The sequence below is a fragment of the Duganella sp. GW822-FHT06D06 genome, from assembly GCF_058799615.1.
In genome coordinates, this window is sequence record NZ_JBXALQ010000007.1 from 285,533 (window position 1) to 303,224 (window position 17,692).

General features: G+C 65.7%; 18 protein-coding genes. 13 read left to right on the forward strand and 5 right to left on the reverse strand.

Annotation, left to right across the window (positions count from 1 at the left end):
• Window positions 1-50: 50 nt before the first annotated feature.
• Entirely contained in the window at window positions 51-554 is a 504-nt protein-coding gene (gene moaC / locus AC1RMD_RS15815; RefSeq protein ID WP_116992142.1) for a cyclic pyranopterin monophosphate synthase MoaC, read from the reverse strand.
• Window positions 555-666: 112 nt separating this feature from the next.
• Here moaC and AC1RMD_RS15820 point away from each other — a divergent pair, with 112 nt between their 5' ends.
• A complete protein-coding gene (locus AC1RMD_RS15820; protein WP_492927627.1) occupies window positions 667-2,337 on the forward strand; it encodes a M48 family metallopeptidase in 1,671 nt (556 codons plus the stop codon).
• Here the strand turns inward: AC1RMD_RS15820 and AC1RMD_RS15825 are convergent.
• From AC1RMD_RS15825 to AC1RMD_RS15840, 4 genes are read right to left on the reverse strand one after another with little or no spacing between them, the layout of a single operon-like run.
• Entirely contained in the window at window positions 2,312-2,896 is a 585-nt protein-coding gene (locus tag AC1RMD_RS15825; RefSeq protein ID WP_492927628.1) for a DUF2946 family protein, read from the reverse strand. The two genes, AC1RMD_RS15820 and AC1RMD_RS15825, sit on opposite strands and share 26 nt — an antisense overlap.
• A complete protein-coding gene (locus tag AC1RMD_RS15830; RefSeq protein WP_492927629.1) occupies window positions 2,889-3,863 on the reverse strand; it encodes a YheT family hydrolase in 975 nt (324 codons plus the stop codon). Before AC1RMD_RS15830 ends, AC1RMD_RS15825 begins: the two co-directional genes overlap by 8 nt.
• Window positions 3,864-3,881: 18 nt before the next feature.
• Window positions 3,882-4,307: a YybH family protein gene (locus AC1RMD_RS15835; RefSeq protein WP_492927630.1), complete on the reverse strand. Its 426-nt coding sequence runs from the start codon at window positions 4,305-4,307 to the stop codon at window positions 3,882-3,884.
• Between the two features lie 30 nt (window positions 4,308-4,337).
• Window positions 4,338-4,544, reverse strand: coding sequence for a zinc-finger domain-containing protein (locus tag AC1RMD_RS15840; protein ID WP_117014229.1), 207 nt, complete (start codon window positions 4,542-4,544; stop codon window positions 4,338-4,340).
• Window positions 4,545-4,681: 137 nt separating this feature from the next.
• Between AC1RMD_RS15840 and AC1RMD_RS15845 the strand changes: the two genes are divergently transcribed.
• The 12 genes from AC1RMD_RS15845 (at window position 4,682) to AC1RMD_RS15900 (ending at window position 17,648) form a co-directional block, all read left to right on the forward strand.
• On the forward strand, window positions 4,682-5,428 hold the full coding sequence (locus AC1RMD_RS15845) for an AzlC family ABC transporter permease (RefSeq protein ID WP_492927674.1): 747 nt from the start codon (window positions 4,682-4,684) through the stop codon (window positions 5,426-5,428).
• The gene (locus tag AC1RMD_RS15850) at window positions 5,421-5,750 is read left to right on the forward strand and encodes an AzlD domain-containing protein (protein ID WP_492927631.1); all 330 of its coding nucleotides are present in this window, start codon (window positions 5,421-5,423) and stop codon (window positions 5,748-5,750) included. The genes AC1RMD_RS15845 and AC1RMD_RS15850 overlap by 8 nt, the downstream gene beginning before the upstream one ends.
• A 69-nt stretch (window positions 5,751-5,819) precedes the next feature.
• Window positions 5,820-7,037, forward strand: a complete 1,218-nt coding sequence (locus AC1RMD_RS15855) for a phosphoglycerate kinase (RefSeq protein ID WP_492927632.1) — start codon at window positions 5,820-5,822, stop codon at window positions 7,035-7,037.
• Between the two features lie 193 nt (window positions 7,038-7,230).
• Window positions 7,231-8,682, forward strand: a complete 1,452-nt coding sequence (gene pyk / locus AC1RMD_RS15860) for a pyruvate kinase (RefSeq protein ID WP_492927633.1) — start codon at window positions 7,231-7,233, stop codon at window positions 8,680-8,682.
• Window positions 8,683-8,781: 99 nt separating this feature from the next.
• Complete coding sequence (fba, locus tag AC1RMD_RS15865; protein ID WP_492927634.1) at window positions 8,782-9,846, forward strand: class II fructose-bisphosphate aldolase; 1,065 nt, start codon at window positions 8,782-8,784, stop codon at window positions 9,844-9,846.
• A gap of 121 nt (window positions 9,847-9,967) precedes the next feature.
• Entirely contained in the window at window positions 9,968-10,861 is an 894-nt protein-coding gene (locus AC1RMD_RS15870) for a phosphoribosylaminoimidazolesuccinocarboxamide synthase (RefSeq protein WP_492927635.1), read from the forward strand.
• A 1-nt stretch (window position 10,862) separates the two neighbouring features.
• Window positions 10,863-11,360 carry a 5-(carboxyamino)imidazole ribonucleotide mutase gene (purE, locus tag AC1RMD_RS15875; RefSeq protein WP_492927636.1) on the forward strand — a complete coding sequence of 166 codons (498 nt, stop codon included), beginning with the start codon at window positions 10,863-10,865 and terminating at the stop codon, window positions 11,358-11,360.
• On the forward strand, window positions 11,361-12,566 hold the full coding sequence (locus AC1RMD_RS15880) for a 5-(carboxyamino)imidazole ribonucleotide synthase (RefSeq protein WP_492927637.1): 1,206 nt from the start codon (window positions 11,361-11,363) through the stop codon (window positions 12,564-12,566). It begins immediately after the preceding gene.
• Window positions 12,563-13,639, forward strand: coding sequence for an L-threonylcarbamoyladenylate synthase (locus tag AC1RMD_RS15885; protein ID WP_492927638.1), 1,077 nt, complete (start codon window positions 12,563-12,565; stop codon window positions 13,637-13,639). The genes AC1RMD_RS15880 and AC1RMD_RS15885 overlap by 4 nt, the downstream gene beginning before the upstream one ends.
• Window positions 13,640-13,783: 144 nt before the next feature.
• The gene (locus AC1RMD_RS15890) at window positions 13,784-15,325 is read left to right on the forward strand and encodes an alpha/beta hydrolase (protein ID WP_492927639.1); all 1,542 of its coding nucleotides are present in this window, start codon (window positions 13,784-13,786) and stop codon (window positions 15,323-15,325) included.
• A 193-nt stretch (window positions 15,326-15,518) separates the two neighbouring features.
• Window positions 15,519-16,892: an SGNH/GDSL hydrolase family protein gene (locus AC1RMD_RS15895; RefSeq protein ID WP_492927640.1), complete on the forward strand. Its 1,374-nt coding sequence runs from the start codon at window positions 15,519-15,521 to the stop codon at window positions 16,890-16,892.
• 75 nt (window positions 16,893-16,967) lie between these two features.
• Window positions 16,968-17,648, forward strand: a complete 681-nt coding sequence (locus AC1RMD_RS15900) for an OmpW/AlkL family protein (protein ID WP_492927641.1) — start codon at window positions 16,968-16,970, stop codon at window positions 17,646-17,648.
• Window positions 17,649-17,692: the final 44 nt, after the last annotated feature.

A 17,692-nucleotide genomic window follows, 5' to 3' on the forward strand; every position in this document is an offset into this window, starting at 1 on the left:
AGGTCAGGTGGTAATTTGATCGCGGATAACTTCTTAACCGAATCAGATACTTAGCTGGTCGCGCTCCAATCGCCCGACTTGCCGCCATGTTTTTCCATCACGCGGATATCGGTCATCACCATGCCCCGGTCCACCGCCTTGCACATGTCGTACACCGTCAGCAGGCCGACCTGCACCGCCGTCAGCGCCTCCATCTCCACCCCGGTCTTGCCGTAGGTTTCGACCTGGGCCTTGCAGTGCACGCTGGAATTGGCCACATCGGTCTCGAAATCGACCGTCACCCGGGTCAGCGCCAGCGGGTGGCACAGCGGCACCAGGTCGCTGGTGCGCTTGGAGGCCATGATCGCCGCGATGCGCGCGATGCCCAGCACGTCGCCTTTCTTGGCGGTGCCGCCGGTGATGATGGCCAGTGTTTCCGGCTTCATGCGGATGCTGCCGCTGGCCAGCGCGATGCGGTGCGTCTCGGCCTTGGCGCCGACATCGACCATGTGCGCCTGGCCGGAGCCGTCGAAGTGGGTCAGTTGATCTGCGGGGGCGGAATTTTCGATGGTCATGGTGGGCTTTAAAACGTAACAAAATAATTCGTCGGCGGACGCCGCGCTGGTGCGCCCAAGTTGCGGGTATCATATCATCGTGAATACAAAACGCTCCCCCCGCTCTCTGCGCATGCGTGTAGTTGCCGCCGCGCTGCTGGTCGCCATGCCCCTGGCCATGGCCCAAGACGTGCTGGCGCCCGCCAGGATCCCCAACCTGCCCGCGCTCGGCGATACCGAACGCCAGGACTTGTCGCCGCTGATGGAGCGCAAGCTGGGCGAGGAAATCATGCGCGATATCCGCCGCGACCACGATTTCCTCGACGACGGCCCCATCCTCGAATACCTGAACAGCTTCGGCAACTCGCTGGTCGCCGCCCGTCCCGGCGCGCGCGGCGAGGCCAATTTCGACTACTACTTCTTCGCCGTGCGCGATCCGATGCTGAACGCCTTCGCGCTGCCCGGCGGCTTCATCGCCGTGCACTCGGCGCTGCTGCTGGCGGCGCAGTCCGAGTCCGAGCTGGCCTCGGTGCTGGGCCACGAGATCGGCCACGTGGCGCAGCGCCATATCGCCCGCTCGATCGGCCAGCAGAAGCAGGACGCCTTGATTCCGCTGGCGGCGATGATCCTGGCGGCGCTGGCCTCCAAGGCCGGCGGCGACGCGGCCATCGGCGTGTTCTCGGCCGGGCAGGGCCTGGCCATCCAGCGGCAACTGAACTTCGGCCGCGAGGCCGAGCGCGAGGCCGACCGCATCGGCTTCCAGATCATGGGCGCGGCCGGCTTCGACACCTCGGGCATGGTGGGCTTCTTCCAGCGCATGCAGGCCGCGACCCGCAACTACAGCGACCTGGTGCCGGCCTATCTGCAAAGCCACCCGCTGACCACGGAGCGCATCGCCGACATCCAGGCCCGCATCCGCGAGCAGCCGTACAAGCAGCGCCAGGACAGCCTGGATTTCTACCTGGTGCGTTCGCGCGCGCGCGTGCTGCAGGACCCGAGCACGGCCGGCCAGGCCGAGGCCAAGGCGTTTTTCGAAGGCCAGATGCGGCAGGAAAATCGCCAGCAGGTCACCGCCGGCCAGTACGGCATGGCTTTCCTGTCGCTGAAAAAAGGCGACACCGCGCAGGCCCAGGTCTGGCTCGACAAGGCGCGCGCGACTTTCGACAAGCCGCCCGCCGCCGGCACCTTCAGCATGGCCGCGCGGCCGGCGCAGGATTCGATCTTCGTCAGCACCTCGATCGAGATCAAGCTGGCGCAGCCGGACAACAAGGCGATGATCGAAAAGGGATTGGCCGAGGCGGACGCGGCGCACGTGCAGTTCCCGCTGTCGCGCGGCATCGCGCATCAATATGGCGAGGCCTTGATCGCGGCCGGCAAGCTGGAGCAGGCGGCCGTCTATCTGCGCGACCAGGTGCAGCTGTACCGAGAAGATCCGGACGCCTACGATTTGCTGGCGCAGACCTATTCCAAGCAGGGCAAGCTGGCCTTGCAGCATATCGCGCTGGCGGAATCGTATGTGTTGCAGGGTGGCGTGTTGTCGGCGCTGGACCAGCTGAGCTACGCGCGCAAGGCGCCCGATGCTTCCTTCTACGACCAGGCCGTGATCGATGCGCGCGAGCGCGAGTTGCAGGCGCGTCGCCGCGAGGAGCTGGGCGAGAAGGGCAAGAAGGATTTACGCGAGGCCGATGCGCGCCCGGCGTTCAAGGCGGAGATGCGCAGCGGCGCGGAAGGCGCGGCACCGGCCAGTCCGTTCGAGCGTCAGCGCCAGGAGTCGGAACTTATGCAGCGGCGCACGGCACGCTGACATAGCCGTAGCGCGCCGGCAGTTCGGCGGCGGCCACGCGCCGCACGGCCACGCCGTCCAGCGTCAGCGCGCCGGACGCCGCACCTTCCATCCACGCCAGCAGGTCTTCATCGACCACGGCGGCGCCGTTCATTTTCAGCAGCGGCAGCACGTGGGCGAAATCGCGGTCGTCCAGCTGCGCCACCACGGCGCCGCTGCGCAAGACCAGCGCGCCAGTCTCCGTCAGCACCACTTCCTCGACCGCTCCCAGCGCCGCGCCCGTGTGCAAGGCCCAGCCCAGCGCGGGATCGGTGCGGACGATGTAGGGTGTGGCTTCCAGCTGCACGTACACGCGCTGCGGACCGTTCTGGAAATACCAGCAGCCGCGCTCGTCGGCCGCGTAGTTGCGCACGATGAAGGCGACCAGCGCCGCGTGCTGCAGTTTGTCGCCCGGCAGGTTCAGATGCTGGGCGCGCTCGTCGCGCATGCGCCAGTTGCCGCGCGCATCCAGTCCCAGCCAGCCGTAGCAGTAGGGCACGTTGGGCCACTTGGCCAGCGCTTGCTTGACGATGTCATCCATGTTGTTCGGTCAGTGCGTCGTTGGTGGCGCTGACGCCTTCCATGAAGTGGATCAGGCGCTGCGGCAGCCAGTGCAGCTTGCCCGGCAGGCCGCCGACGGCAAAGCCCACATGGCCGCCCTCGGCGGGATAGTCCAGCACCACGTTCGGCGCCGCGCGTTGCGGCAGGTGGCGGCCGGGCAGGAAGGGATCGTTCTTGGCGTTCAGCACCAAGGTCGGCACGGTGATGTCGTCCAGCACATGCTTGGCGCTGGCGCGGTCCCAGTAGTCGTCGGTGTTGCGGTAGCCGTGCAGCGGCGCCGTCACCACGTTGTCGAAGGCGTACAGGTCGCGCGCGGCGTGCAGCGCGTCGAGGTCGAACAGGCCGGGGAACTGCTGGAGCTTGGCGATGCACTTGGGCTTGAGCGTTTGCAGGAACATGCGCGTGTAGATCATGTTGAAGCCGCTCGACAGCGAGACGCCGCCCTGCGCCAGGTCCAGCGGCGCCGATACCGCGCAGGCGGCGTCGACAAAGTCGGCCTGGTGCTGCGACTCGCCCAGCCAGCGCAGCAGCGCGTTGCCGCCCAGCGAGACGCCGGCGGCGTAGAACTTGCCGCTGCTGCGGCCGTGCAGGCGGCGCACGATCCAGTCGATCTCGGCGGCGTCGCCCGAGTGGTAGAAGCGCGGTGCGCGGTTGGGCTCGCCGGAGCAGCCGCGGAAGTGCGGCACCGCGCCCGACCAGCCGCGCGCGGCCACGTCGGCCATCAGCGAGCGCGCGTAGTGGCTGTCGGACGAGCCTTCCAGGCCGTGGAACAGCACCACGAAGGGCTGGCCCGGCTGGCCGTCGACGAAGTCGACATCGATGAAATCGCCGTCCGGCGCTTCCCAGCGCTCGCGCCGGAACCGCACCGCCGGCTTGGCGATGCAGGTGGCGGGATAGATGGTTTGCAGATGGCCGGATGGGAGCCAGAACGGGGCGCGGTACTTCATGACGGACTCAGTACGGCATCAATGCAGGATCTGGCTGTGGGTATCGACCGGCGCCGCGCCCGGCGCCACCGACACATGGTGCAGCACGATGCGCCAGCCGCGCGGCGTCTTGACGTAGACGTTGGTGGCGACCAGGTGCGCGGCCTCGCCGCCGGCGGTGGTGCCCTCGACCACGGTGTGCACCGAGCTCATCAGATTGTGGGTTTCATGCAACTGCGACGGCACGATGTGCAGGCCGCCGTGTTCCAGGATCGCGGCCCACGAGCTGCGGATCGCCGCATGGCCGATCAGGCGCGGTCCGCCCGGATGCACGCAGACGATCTCGTCGTCGTCGGCCCACAGCGCCATCAGCGCGTCCAGGTCGGCGCGGTTGAGCGCGTCGTAAAACGCCGATTCGGTCTCGGCGGCACTGCCATTCAACTGCTTGACTCGCTTGGTGGGCATGCTGGCTCCGGGGCGCTGGCTGGCGTTATATTAGTGGTGACCGACGACGGTGCCCGGCTTCAGGCGATAGGCGGTGCCGCAGTACGGGCACTTGGCGATGCCGTCGTGGTTGAATTCCAGGAACACGCGTGGGTGGGACGACCACAGCGGCATGGCCGGGTTAGGGCAGTGGGCCGGCAAGTCCTTGCCCTCGAGCTCAACTGCATTGGTGGCGGCGGACGTGTGGGCGTTGGTCATATTCGTGTGCTCCGTAAGGCTGAGGAAAACCACGATTTTAACGGATTCGCGCATTGAGCAAAAATCATCGGTAAAATAGCGCCTCTACAACCCCGGTGCGGCCTGCTATGTGGCGGGAATGCCACACGATGACGCACATGACCGAATTGAGCAGCGCACCTCCCCAGCCCTACGTCGCCGAGCACCACGAGCCCTCGTGGCGCGAAGGCCTCAAGACCGGCACTCCCACCTTGTTCGGCATCGGCGCCTGGGGCTTGGTGGTGGGCATCGCCATGGTCAAAAGCGGGCTGACCGTGCCGCAGGCGCTGGGCATGACCTTGCTGGTGTTCGCCGGATCGGCCCAGCTGGCGGCCTTGCCGCTGATCGCCTCGCACTCGCCGATCTGGGTGATTTTCGCCACCGCCTTCGTGGTCAACCTGCGCTTTGTCATCTTTTCGGCGCTGCTGGCGCCGCATTTCGCCCAGCTGCCGTGGCGCAAGCGCTTCGTGCTCGGCTACGTGGCCGGCGACATGACGGTCGCCCTGTTCCTGCATAAATACCCGAGCGCCGCGCCGCAGGTGGGCAAGCTGTCCTACCTGAAAGGCCTGCTGTACCCGAACTGGGGCGCCTGGCAGGTCGGTTCGATCGCCGGCATCTTCCTCGGCAGCGCCGTGCCCGCCGAATGGGGGCTGGGCTTTGCCGGCACCCTGGCCATCATCTGCGTGATGATCCCGCTGATGGTGGGCCGGCCGGCGCTGTGCGGCGTGCTGGTGGCCGGCGCGGTGTCGGTGCTGGCGGCCGGCCTGCCGTACAAGCTGGGCCTGCTGCTGGCCGTGCTGGTCGGCATGCTGACCTCGATGGCGATCGAAGAGGGCGTCGAAAAATGGAGAAAAAACCATGGTTGATTGGGAAATCTGGATCATCATCGGCGTGCTGGCGCTGGCCACCGCCGCCACCCGCAGCTCGTTCTGGCTGATCGGCCAGCACCTCACCATCCCCAAGCGGGTGCAGGAAATGCTGCGCTACGCGCCGGCCTGCGCGCTGGCGGCCATCGTCGCGCCGGACCTGATCATGGTGAACAGCCAGCCGCTGCTCGATTTGAGCAATCTCAAACTGGTATCAGGCATCGTGGCGACGATCTTTTATTTGCTGCGACGCAATATGTTGCAGACAATTGTGTTCGGCATGGCCTTTTACACGGCTTTGCGGCTGATCCATGTATTTTAATAACAGTTAAAACACCCCCGTCCTTGCGGTAAAATAGCGCTCTTTCTTCAACTCGACCTTTGGGTAACCATGTCCGCTGTTTTGAACTTCATCCGTCTGCAAGATCTCATCGCCCAGAATGCGCTGCAAGGCAAGCGCGTTTTCATCCGCGCCGACTTGAACGTGCCGCAGGATGATAGCGGCAATATCACCGAAGATACGCGCATCCGCGCGTCCGTACCGGCCATCAAGGCGGCCGCGGCCGCCGGCGCCAAGGTCATGGTCACGTCCCACCTGGGGCGCCCGACCGAAGGCGAGTTCAAGCCGGAAGACAGTCTGGCGCCGGTCGCCGCGCGCCTGGCCGAGCTGCTGGGCCAGCCGGTCGAGCTGAAACAGAACTGGGTTGACGGCTCTGGCCTGGAATCGCTGCAGGCCGGCCAAGTGGTATTGCTGGAAAACGTGCGCGTCAACCAGGGCGAAAAGAAAAACAGCGACGAACTGGCGCGGAAAATGGCCGCTTTGTGCGACATCTACGTCAACGACGCTTTCGGCACCGCGCACCGCGCGGAAGCCTCGACGCACGGCATCGCCAAGTTCGCGCCGGTCGCCTGCGCCGGTCCGCTGCTGGCCGCCGAGCTGGATGCGCTGGGCAAGGCGCTGGGCGCCCCGGCCCGTCCGCTGCTGGCCATCGTCGCCGGTTCCAAGGTGTCGTCCAAGCTGTCGATCCTGAAGGCGCTGGCCGACAAGGTCGACAACCTGATCGTCGGCGGCGGCATCGCCAACACCTTCATGAAGGCCGTCGGCCTGAACATCGGCAAGTCGCTGGTGGAAAACGAGCTGGTCGAAGAAGCCAAGGCCATCATCGAGATCATGGCCCAGCGCGGCGCGCAGGTGCCGATCCCGGTCGACGTCGTCTGCGCCAAGGAATTCGCGCCGACCGCCGTCGCCACCGTCAAGGATGTGGCTGACGTGGCCGACGACGACATGATCCTGGACATCGGCCCGAAAACCGCCGCCATCCTGGCCGCGCAGATCGGCGCCGCCGGCACCATCGTCTGGAACGGCCCGGTCGGCGTGTTCGAGTTCGACCAGTTCGGCGAAGGCACCAAGACGCTGGCGCTGGCCATCGCCAACTCGAAGGCGTTCTCGATCGCCGGCGGCGGCGACACGCTGGCGGCCATCGCCAAGTACCACATCACCGAGCAGATCGGCTACATCTCGACCGGCGGCGGCGCCTTCCTGGAGTTCCTGGAAGGTAAGACCTTGCCTGCGGTGGAGATTTTGACGCAGCGTGCTGCGGCGCAGTAAAAATAGTAACTATAAAAGCACGGTCGTGCGGTGTAGCAAATTAACAGTAAAATCCAGTTAATGCCTGATTAAGGTCTGAAATTTGTAGCTTTGCTACAAATTTTGGCCCTTAGCAACACAAACAGCGCAGCTTTTCCGGGTCTCCGCCGCCTTTGCGGAGACTGTTCGCATGACCCAACGCTCAAGGAATACTATGTCCCGTGGTACCAAAATTGTTGCAACGATCGGCCCAGCCTCCACAGACTTCAACGTCCTGGTCAAAATGATACGTGCGGGCGTTGATGTCGTGCGCCTGAACTTCTCGCATGGCAAGGCCCAGGATCATATCGACCGCGCGCGCCTGGTGCGTGAGGCGGCGGCCGAATGCGGCCGCGAAGTGGCGATCATGGCCGACATGCAGGGTCCTAAAATCCGCGTCGGCAAGTTTGAAAATGGTAAGATTGACCTTGCGAACGGCGATAAATTCATCCTGGACGCGAAATGGGGCGAAAACGGCGAGCTGGGCAACCAGGATCGCGTCGGCCTGGACTACAAGGCGCTGCCGCAGGATTTGCGCGCCGACGACAGGCTGTTGCTGAACGACGGCCTGATCGTGCTGGTGGTCGACAAGATCGTCGGCCATGAGATTTACACCACCGTGAAGATCGGTGGCGAGCTGTCCAATAACAAGGGCATCAACCGCCAGGGCGGCGGCTTGACCGCGCCGGCGCTGACCGCCAAGGACATGGAAGACATCAAGACGGCCATGAGTTTCCAGTGCGATTACCTGGCGATCTCGTTCCCGAAAAGTGCGACCGACATGGAAATGGCGCGTCAGCTGGCCAATATCGCCGGCGAGCCGTTCGGCCACAAGCCGCTGATGATCGCCAAGATCGAACGCGCCGAAGCGATCCCTGTGCTGCAAGAGATCCTCGACGCTTCCGACGGCATCATGGTGGCGCGTGGCGATTTGGCGGTGGAAGTGGGCAACGCGGCGGTGCCGGCGCTGCAGAAGCGCATGATCCGCATGGCGCGCGAGTCGAACAAGCTGGCGATCACCGCGACCCAGATGATGGAGTCGATGATCTTCAACGCCGTGCCGACCCGCGCCGAGGTATCGGATGTGGCCAACGCGGTGCTGGACGGCACGGATGCGGTGATGACCTCGGCGGAAACCGCCTCGGGCCGTTATCCGATTGAAACGGTGGAAATGATGGCCGCCATTTGCGTGGAAGCCGAGCAGTCCGAGTACAACAAGCTCGACGCCGACTTCCTCAATGCGACCTTCACCCGGATCGACCAGTCGATCGCCTATGCCGCGCTGTTCACCGCGCACCATCTGGCGGTGAAGGCGATCGTGGCGCTGACCGAGTCCGGCTCGACCGCGTTGTGGATGAGCCGCCACAACATCGATACGCCGATCTTCGCGCTGACGCCGAGCGTGACGACCCAGCGCAAGGTGGCGCTGTACCGCAACGTGAAGGCCTACAATCTGCTGCAGAAGGCCGGCAGCGCGGAAGTGTTGAAACAGGCCGAGGATCTGCTGGTCGAGAACGGCATCGCCAAGAAGGGTGACATGATCGTCGTCACCTGGGGCGAGCCGATGGGCCAGGTCGGCGGCACCAATGCGCTGAAGATCGTCAAGGTTGGAGAATTTACCAAGTAAGTCCGGCAGCGCCCCCTCGCGGAACGAGGGTGGCCAGCCTCGAACAACGAGGCTGGCCGGCTCCGGCAACCAGGTTTTTTTATTGTTTGGAGTATTACCATGTCCCTCGTATCCATGCGCCAACTGCTGGACCACGCCGCTGAAAACGGCTATGGCATCCCTGCATTCAACGTCAACAATCTGGAGCAAGTGCAGGCCATCATGGCCGCGGCCGACGCGCTGAACAGCCCGGTCATCATGCAGGCTTCGGCCGGCGCCCGCAAATATGCCGGCGAAGCCTTCCTGCGCCACCTGATCGACGCCGCCGTCGAAGCCTACCCGCACATCCCGGTCGTCATGCACCAGGACCACGGCCAGTCGCCGGCGGTCTGCATGGGCGCGATCCGCTCCGGCTTCACCTCGGTGATGATGGACGGCTCGCTGGAAGCGGACGGCAAGTCGGTCGCCTCCTACGACTACAACGTCGAAGTGTCGCGCGAAGTGGTCAAGTTCTCGCACGCCATCGGCGTCACCGTGGAAGCCGAACTGGGCGTGCTCGGTTCGCTGGAAACCATGAAGGGCGACAAGGAAGACGGCCACGGCGCCGACGGCACCATGACCCGCGAACAGCTGCTGACCGACGTGGCCCAGGCCGCCGACTTCGTGCAGCGCACCCAGTGCGACGCGCTGGCGATCGCCATCGGCACCTCGCACGGCGCCTACAAGTTCACCCGCAAGCCGACCGGCGACATCCTGGCCATCGACCGCATCAAGGAAATCCACGCCCGCATCCCCAACACCCACCTGGTGATGCACGGTTCGTCGTCGGTGCCGCAGGAACTGCTGGCCATCATCCGCGAATTCGGCGGCGACATGAAGGAAACCTACGGCGTGCCGGTCGAAGAGATCCAGGAAGGCATCCGCCACGGCGTACGCAAGATCAACATCGACACCGACATCCGTCTGGCCATGACCGCCGCCGTGCGTCAATACCTGTTCCAGAACCCGTCGAAGTTCGACCCGCGCGACTTCCTCAAGCCGGCCCGCGCCGCCGCCGAGCTGGTCGTGCGCGCCCGCTTCCAGGCCTTCGGCTGCGAAGGCCAGGCGTCGAAGATCAAGGTCATCCCGATGGAAAAAATGGCCGAGCGCTACAAGGCCGGCGAGCTGTCGCAGATTGTGAAGTAAAATTCTGTTTTGGAACGGACTGATTCTTTCGGGAATCGGTCCAACTCTCTTGACCGGCTAGCAAGGTTTTCCCTGCGCCGGTTTTCGCTTTTCTATACCGCTAGTCTATCCACCTCCCGCTATGAACAGCCTTTACCAGACCTCCATCCACTCCCTGCCACTGCTCGGCCACGGCAAAGTCCGCGACAACTACGCAGTCGGCGACGACAAGATCCTGATCGTCACCACCGACCGCCTGTCGGCGTTCGACGTCGTCATGAACGAGCCTATCCCCGGCAAGGGCATGGTCCTGAACCAGATGAGCGATTTCTGGTTCGAGAAACTCGGCCACATCGTGCCCAACCACCTGACCGGCGTGGCGCCGGAATCGGTGGTCGCCGCCGACGAAGTGGAGCAGGTCAAGGGCCGCGCCGTGGTCGCCAAGCGCCTGAAGCCGATCATGGTCGAGGCGGTGGTGCGCGGCTACATCATCGGTTCGGGCTGGAAGGACTACCAGGACACCGGCAGCATCTGCGGCATCAAGCTGCCGGCCGGCCTGCAACAGGCTGAGAAGCTGCCGGAGCCGCTGTTCACCCCGGCCGCCAAGGCCGACCTGGGCGAGCACGACGAGAACATCAGCTTCGCCGACATGGAAAGCCGCATCGGCGCCGAACTGGCCGCCAAGATGCGCGACGTCAGCATCGCCCTGTACAAGGCCGCCGCCGACTACGCCGCCACGCGCGGCATCATCATCGCCGACACCAAGTTCGAATTCGGCCTGGACGACAACGGCGTCATGCACCTGATGGACGAAGTGCTGACCGCCGACTCGTCGCGCTTCTGGCCTGCGGATTCGTACCAGCCCGGCATGTCGCCGCCGTCGTTCGACAAGCAGTTCGTGCGCGACTACCTGGAAACCCTGAGCTGGGGCAAAACCGCACCGGCGCCGGCGCTGCCTGCCGACGTCATCGACAAGACCCAGGCCAAGTACTTCGAAGCGATCGAGCGCCTGACCGGCCAGAAGCTGAAGGCATAACATGGATCAGAACAAGCCACTGGTCGGCGTCATCATGGGTTCGTCGTCGGACTGGGACGTGATGCGGAACGCGGTCGCCATCCTCAAGCAGTTCGGCGTGCCGTTTGAAGCGCAAGTGATTTCCGCGCACCGCATGCCGGACGAGATGTACGCCTATGCCAAGAGCGCCCGCGCGCGCGGCCTGCGCGCCATCATCGCCGGCGCCGGCGGCGCCGCCCACCTGCCTGGCATGGTGGCGGCGATGACCATCGTGCCGGTGCTGGGCGTGCCGGTGCCGTCCAAGTACCTGCGCGGCGAGGATTCGCTGCTGTCCATCGTGCAGATGCCCAAGGGCGTGCCGGTGGCCACCTTCGCCATCGGCGAAGCCGGCGCCGCCAACGCCGCGCTGACGGCGGTCGCCATGATCGCCGCCAACGACGATGCGCTGGCCGACCGGCTGGAAGCATTCCGCGTCACGCAAACCGAAGCCGCCAAGGCCATGACTTTACCGCTGGAATAAATGAGCAAACTGTTTACACCTATCCTTCCAGCCGCCAATCCGCCAGCCTGGCTGGGGGTGATGGGCGGCGGCCAGCTGGGCCGCATGTTCGCCCAGGCCGCGCAAAGCATGGGCTATCAAGTGGCCGTGCTGGAACCGGCGGCCGATTGTCCCGCCGGGCAGGTCGCGCAGCGCCTGGTTGAAGCCGGCTACAGCGATGCCGCCGGCCTCGACGCGCTGGCCGCGCAATGCCTGGCCGTCACCACCGAATTCGAGAACGTGCCGGCCGACAGCCTGTCGCGCCTGGCGCAGCAAGTGTTTGTCGCACCGAACGCGCACGGCGTGTCGGTGGCGCAGGACCGCATCGCCGAGAAACGCTTCTTCGTCGATTGCGCGCCCAAGTCGGGCGTGCTGCCGGCGCCGCACAAGGTGATCGCCTCGCATGAGGACATCGCCGCCATCGGCGACGAGCTGCTGCCGGGCATCCTGAAGACCGTGCGCATGGGTTACGACGGCAAGGGCCAGGTCCGGGTGCGCAGCCGCGAGGACGTGCGCGCCGCCTTCGACAGCATGGACGGCGTGACCTGCCTGCTGGAGAAGATGCTGCCGCTGGCCTACGAGGTCTCGGTGCTGACCGCCCGTGGCGCCGACGGTGTATCGGTGGTCTATCCGATCGCCGAGAACGTCCACCGCGACGGCATCCTGTTCACCACCACCGTGCCGGGCCCGAACGTGTGCGACGCCAGCGCCAGGATCGCGCAACAGGCGGCGCAAGCCATCGTCGCCGAGCTCGGTTACGTCGGCGTGCTGTGCATCGAGTTCTTCGTGCTCACCGACGGCAGCCTGGTGGTCAACGAGATGGCGCCGCGTCCGCACAACAGCGGCCACTACACGATGGACGCCTGCGTCACCAGCCAGTTCGCGCAGCAGGTGCGCGCGATGGCGCGGCTGCCGCTGGGCGATGTGCGCCAGCATTCGCCGGCCGTGATGCTCAATATTCTCGGCGACGTCTGGTTCACCGACGACAGCGATGAAGGTGATGGCAACCCGCGCGAACCGGCGTGGGACCAGGTGCTGGCGCTGCCGGGCGCCTGTCTGCACCTGTACGGCAAGGACGATCCGCGCCGCGCCCGCAAGATGGGTCACCTGACCTTCATCGCGCCGACCTTGGCGCAAGCGCAGCAGCAGCTCAACGCCGCCTGCGTGATACTCGGTATCGCACCGTGAAGCAGCAGGCCGCATCGGTAGCCGATCGCAGCGCCATCGCGGCGGCGGCGGCGATCCTGGAGCAGGGCGGCCTGGTGGCCTTCCCCACCGAGACCGTCTACGGCCTGGGCGCCGACGCCGAGAACCCGGCGGCCGTGGCCCGCATCTACCAGGCCAAGGGCCGGCCGAACGACCATCCGGTGATCGTGCACGTCGCCCCCGGCGCCGAGCTCGACTACTGGGTCACCGACATTCCGCCGGAAGCGCGCCAGCTGGTCGACGCCTTTTGGCCGGGACCGCTGACCCTGATCTTGAAACGCGCCAGCCACATCCCCGACGCCGTCTCCGGCGGCCAGGACACGGTCGGCATCCGCTGCCCGTCGCATCCGGTGGCGATCGCCTTGCTGAGCGCCTTCAAGGGCGGCAAGGGCGGCGTGGCCGCGCCGTCGGCCAACAAGTTCGGCAACGTCAGCCCGACCACCGCGCAACACGTGCGCGACGAGTTCGGCCTGGACCAGCGGGACGACGGCGCCACCGACGGCGAAGCCTGCAGCGGCGCGTTGCTGAGCACCGTGCTGGAAGGCGGCGCCAGCCAGGTCGGCATCGAATCGACCATCGTCGACCTGTCGCGCCTGGCCACGCACGGCCCGGTGCTGCTGCGTCCCGGCCACATCAGCGCGCAGCAGATCGCCGACGTCATCGGCGCGCTGCCGGCCGCGCCGGACCAGGCCGCCCCGCGCGCCTCCGGCACGCTGGAATCGCACTACGCGCCGCGCACCCCGGTCACCATGCTGGCGCAAGCCGAGCTGACCGCCGCGCTGGCGCAGTTGCAGGCGCGCGGCGTCAAGCTGGCGTTGATCGGCCACGCCCTGCCGGCGCTGGCGCAGCTGCGGTCGCAACGCATGCTGCCGGCCGATCCGGCCGGCTACGCCTACGGCCTGTACGCGGCGCTGCGCGACATGGACCAGACCGGCTCCGACCTGATCCTGGTGGAGACCCCGCCGCAGGGCCCACAATGGCTGGGCGTCAACGACCGCCTGCGCCGTTCGGTGTTCGGCTCGGCCGGTATCATCGCGTCACTGTTGAAAAAATGAGTTGTGTGGCCGTCGCAACAGGGTGGTGCGACGGGCTTGCTTTTCTGCTAAGCTAAAGCGTTGCCGGACGAAAAAACAGCCCGGCGACCTTGACCTACCGGCAGAGGCTGCTCGCGCGCCCTGCGCCTTATCCAAGGATGCATCATGTTCAACGCCGCCCGCTATTCCCCGATCTCCCTCGTCGTGTTGCTGGTCTGTTGTGGCGGTGGCGGCGGCTCGGCCGGCGACCGCAGCGGCGGCAGCGTGGTGACGCAGCCGCCGGTCCAGCTGCGCGGCGTGCCGATCGGCGGCGCCACGCTGGTGCCGGCCGCGATCGGCGGCGGCGCCATGGCCAGCACCGTCGATCCGGCCGTCATGAGGAAGCTGGTCGACAGCGCCATTCTCCTCGGCAGCGCCATGACCGGCACGCCGACCTGCGCCGTGACCACCTACACCCTCAAGTACCACACCGTCGACTCGGTGGCGGCCGACACCGACGCCAGCACCGCCATCATCGTGCCCTCCGGCAGCAACCCGGCCTGCCAGGGCGCCCGTCCGGTGATGTTGTACGCGCACGGCACGTCGCCGCGCAAGAGCACCGACATGTCCAATCTGTCCGGCACCGAGGCGCTGCTGGTGGCGGCGATGTTCGCGACCCAGGGCTACATCGTGGTGGCGCCGAACTACGCCGGCTATGCGGGCTCGTCGCTGGCCTACCACCCCTACCTGGACGCCGACCAGCAATCGAATGACATGGTGGACGCCTTGCGCGCCGCCCGCAGCGTGTTCGGCAGCATCGGCGCCACCCCTTCCAGCCGGCTGATGGTGAGCGGTTACTCTCAAGGCGGCTTCGTGGCGCTGGCCACCCAGCGCGCGATGCAGGTCAAGTATCCGAGCGAATTCACGGTCACGGCGGCGGCGCCGATGTCCGGCCCGTATGCGCTGCTGCAGTTCGGCGACAGCATCTACAACGGCGCGCCGACCATGGGTTCGAGCGGCTTCCTGCCGATGCTGATCAACGCCGGCCAGCGCGCCGGCGGCGCCATCTACAACAGCCTGGACGATATCTACGAAGCCAAGTACGCCACCGGCATCGACACGCTGCTGCCGGGCACGCAGGGGCTGGGCGACCTGGTCGCGGCCGGCAAGCTGCCGAACGATGTGCTGTTCGCCCAGGATTCCTTGCCGCAGGCGTCAGGCTACGCCTCCTATTTCGGCGCCGACCACCTGATGAAGACCAGCTACCGCAACGGCTACCTGGCCGACCTCAAGGCCAATCCGTGCAACGCCAGCCGCGGCGCGCCGCTGGCCTGCTCGCCGGCCCAGCCGCTGCGCAAGTGGCTGCTGCGGAACGACCTGCGCACCTACACGCCGACCGCGCCGCTGTTCCTGTGCGGCGGCAACCAGGATCCGCTGGTGCCGTTCGCCAATACCGACGCCACCAGCGAGTATTTCAGCGTGCGCGGCATCGCCTCCGGCCTGCTGACGGTGCTGGACGTGGACGACTCGGCGTTGCTGGTCCCGTATCGCACCACGCGCGCCGAATTCGCCGCCGCCAAGCAGGTGCTGCGTCTTTCCGTGCTCGCCGCCACCGGCTCGTCGGTGGCCGCCGACAAGGCGGTCAACGACGCCTATCACGCCGGCCTGGTGGCGCCATTCTGCCTCCGCGAAGCAAGAAACTTCTTTGATTCTGCACCAGGCCGGTGAAATAGATTTGGTGTAAGTTGTCTCTATGAAAATACAGCCGAGCAAGCGTTCTTTTTTGCCACAAACGCTAGCCAATTGCCCGGGTTTTTATGTGCTCCCCTATACATTCCCGGATAAGGCTGGCATATTAGTTGGGTTGCGAATAGCACGGCCGTTCGTATCACACTATAAAAAAATTTTTCTAGGAGACAACATGCGTCATACTAAATTTGCACTCGCGGCAATGACCCTGGCCGTTCTGGCGGGTTGCGGCGGCACCGATCCCAAGCCCGGCGACCAAACCATCAAGGTCAAGTATAGCGGCCAGGTATCGTTCGGCGACAGCCTGTCCGACGTCGGCTCCTACGCAGTCGGCACGGTCGCGGCGCTCAAGGGTGGCAAATTTACGATCAATGGCGATAGCTCCGCCACCGTCTCCACGCTGACCGGCAAGAACTGGACCGAACTGGTCGCCGCCCAGCTGGGCGTTGCCGCGCCGTGCGCGGCCCTGACCGGCCTCGACGGCGACGCCACCAAAGGTTTCTCGGTGCCGCAAGTGGCCCACGCCAACTGCTACGGCTACGCCCAGGGCGGCGCCCGCGTCACCAATCCTGTCGGCCCGGGCAACAAGCTGACCGGCAGCCCGCTGGGCGCGCTGACCATCCCGGTCGCCACCCAGATCGACAACCACCTGAAGGCGGTCGGCGGCAAGTTCAAGGGCGATGAAATGGTGTTCGTCATGGCCGGCGGCAACGACGCACTGTTCAATCTGGCCAAGCTGAGCGCCGAGGCCACCGCTGCCGGCACCGCCGCCGGCGGCGTCGCCTATGTCACCAGCCTGGTCGGCCAACTGGCCGCCGGCGCCACCGATCCGAAGAGCGCCGCCGCCGCCATAGGCCTGGCCGCGCAAACGGAAGCAGCCCGCGCCGGCAGCAGCCAGACCAGCATCACCCAGGTCGCGGTTGGCACCGCAGCGGTCCAGCCAGGCAATTCGGCGGTCGCTTCGCAGGCTGTCTGGGGCCCGATGGTGGCCAAGGCCACCACCGACGCTACCGCCGCCGGCGCCAAGGCCGGCGCCGACTACGCCGCCGCGCACGGTCCGGAGCTGATCACCGCGATGGCGACCGCCGGCACGGAACTGGCAGCCCTGGTCAAGACCAAGATCGTCGCCAACGGCGCCAACTACGTCACCGTGAACAACCTGCCGGACGTGGCCACCACGCCGTCGGGCCGCAGCAAGCCGAGCACGCAGCCGCTGATCAATGCCATGGTCTCGGCCTTCAATGGCGCGCTGACCACCGCCCTGGCGTCGGAACCGAAAGTGTTGATCGTCGACGTGTTCTCCGTCAGCCACGACCAGGCGACCAACCCTGGTCCATACGGCCTGACCAACGTGGAAGAACCGGCCTGCAACCTGACCGCAGCGACCAATCCGCTGGGCACTTCGTTGACCTGCAACGCCGGCAACGTCAAGGCTGGCGACATCAGCCACTGGTCCTTTGCCGACGAAGTCCACCCGACGCCATTCAACAACCTGCTGCTGGCCCGCTACGTGGCCGAGAAGCTGGTCGTCAAGGGCTGGCTGTAATTCAGTCGTCGCAGGCAGCCGCCGCCTCCGGGCGGACGGCTGCCGGACTCACAACACAATAAATCAGGAGACGATATGAAGAACACGGTAAAACTGCTGGCGCTGGCCGCCGCACTGACGGTAGCCTCGGCGGCATCGGCGCAACAAACCGCCGGCACCTGGCTGGGCACGCTGGGCATCAACAAGATCACGCCGAAAGTGGATTCGGGCGATGTCTCGGCGCCGGCGCTGCCGGGCACCAAGGCCGACGTCGGCGCCGACACCAAGCCGCGCTTCGCGATTGCCTACATGCTGACCGATAACATCTCGGCCGAGATCGACCTGGGCCTGCCGTACAAGCACGACCTGATCGGCGCCGGCGCCATCGAGGGCACGGGCAAGCTGGGCACCTCGGAAGTGTTGCCGCCGACGGCGTTTGTGCAGTACCGCTTCCTGCCGGCCAATTCGATGTTCCGTCCGTATGTGGGCCTGGGCATCACCTACGCGATGTTCCAGAAAGAGACCGGTTCCGGCCAGCTGACCGCGCTGCTCAATACCGGCGGCCCGGGCACCACCTACAAGCTGGACGACAAGTGGGCGCTGAGCTACCAGATCGGCGGCACCGTGAAGATCAACGAGAAATGGTTCATCGACGCCACCGTCATCAAGACCAAGCTGAAAACCAAGGTCCACTTCTCGACCGGCCAGACCCAGGACGTGCGCCTGGATCCGCTGGCCGTCAGTGTCAGCATTGGCTATAACTACAAAGGCTTCTAAAAAGCTGAGCGAAAAAAAACCCGCCAGCCTGAACGCGCTCAAGA

Excerpts from the sequence above, each read along its gene's own strand:
- AC1RMD_RS15830 (WP_492927629.1), bottom strand. The coding sequence starts at position 3,863 with ATGAAGTACCGCGCCCCGTTCTGGCTCCCATCCGGCCATCTGCAAACC.
- AC1RMD_RS15895 (WP_492927640.1), top strand. The coding sequence starts at position 15,519 with ATGCGTCATACTAAATTTGCACTCGCGGCAATGACCCTGGCCGTTCTG.
- AC1RMD_RS15845 (WP_492927674.1), top strand. The coding sequence starts at position 4,682 with ATGACCGAATTGAGCAGCGCACCTCCCCAGCCCTACGTCGCCGAGCAC.
- pyk (WP_492927633.1), top strand. The coding sequence starts at position 7,231 with ATGTCCCGTGGTACCAAAATTGTTGCAACGATCGGCCCAGCCTCCACA.
- AC1RMD_RS15870 (WP_492927635.1), top strand. The coding sequence starts at position 9,968 with ATGAACAGCCTTTACCAGACCTCCATCCACTCCCTGCCACTGCTCGGC.
- AC1RMD_RS15825 (WP_492927628.1), bottom strand. The coding sequence starts at position 2,896 with ATGGATGACATCGTCAAGCAAGCGCTGGCCAAGTGGCCCAACGTGCCC.
- AC1RMD_RS15880 (WP_492927637.1), top strand. The coding sequence starts at position 11,361 with ATGAGCAAACTGTTTACACCTATCCTTCCAGCCGCCAATCCGCCAGCC.
- AC1RMD_RS15840 (WP_117014229.1), bottom strand. The coding sequence starts at position 4,544 with ATGACCAACGCCCACACGTCCGCCGCCACCAATGCAGTTGAGCTCGAG.
- moaC (WP_116992142.1), bottom strand. The coding sequence starts at position 554 with ATGACCATCGAAAATTCCGCCCCCGCAGATCAACTGACCCACTTCGAC.
- fba (WP_492927634.1), top strand. The coding sequence starts at position 8,782 with ATGTCCCTCGTATCCATGCGCCAACTGCTGGACCACGCCGCTGAAAAC.
- AC1RMD_RS15850 (WP_492927631.1), top strand. The coding sequence starts at position 5,421 with ATGGTTGATTGGGAAATCTGGATCATCATCGGCGTGCTGGCGCTGGCC.
- AC1RMD_RS15835 (WP_492927630.1), bottom strand. The coding sequence starts at position 4,307 with ATGCCCACCAAGCGAGTCAAGCAGTTGAATGGCAGTGCCGCCGAGACC.
- AC1RMD_RS15900 (WP_492927641.1), top strand. The coding sequence starts at position 16,968 with ATGAAGAACACGGTAAAACTGCTGGCGCTGGCCGCCGCACTGACGGTA.
- AC1RMD_RS15855 (WP_492927632.1), top strand. The coding sequence starts at position 5,820 with ATGTCCGCTGTTTTGAACTTCATCCGTCTGCAAGATCTCATCGCCCAG.
- AC1RMD_RS15890 (WP_492927639.1), top strand. The coding sequence starts at position 13,784 with ATGTTCAACGCCGCCCGCTATTCCCCGATCTCCCTCGTCGTGTTGCTG.
- purE (WP_492927636.1), top strand. The coding sequence starts at position 10,863 with ATGGATCAGAACAAGCCACTGGTCGGCGTCATCATGGGTTCGTCGTCG.
- AC1RMD_RS15820 (WP_492927627.1), top strand. The coding sequence starts at position 667 with ATGCGTGTAGTTGCCGCCGCGCTGCTGGTCGCCATGCCCCTGGCCATG.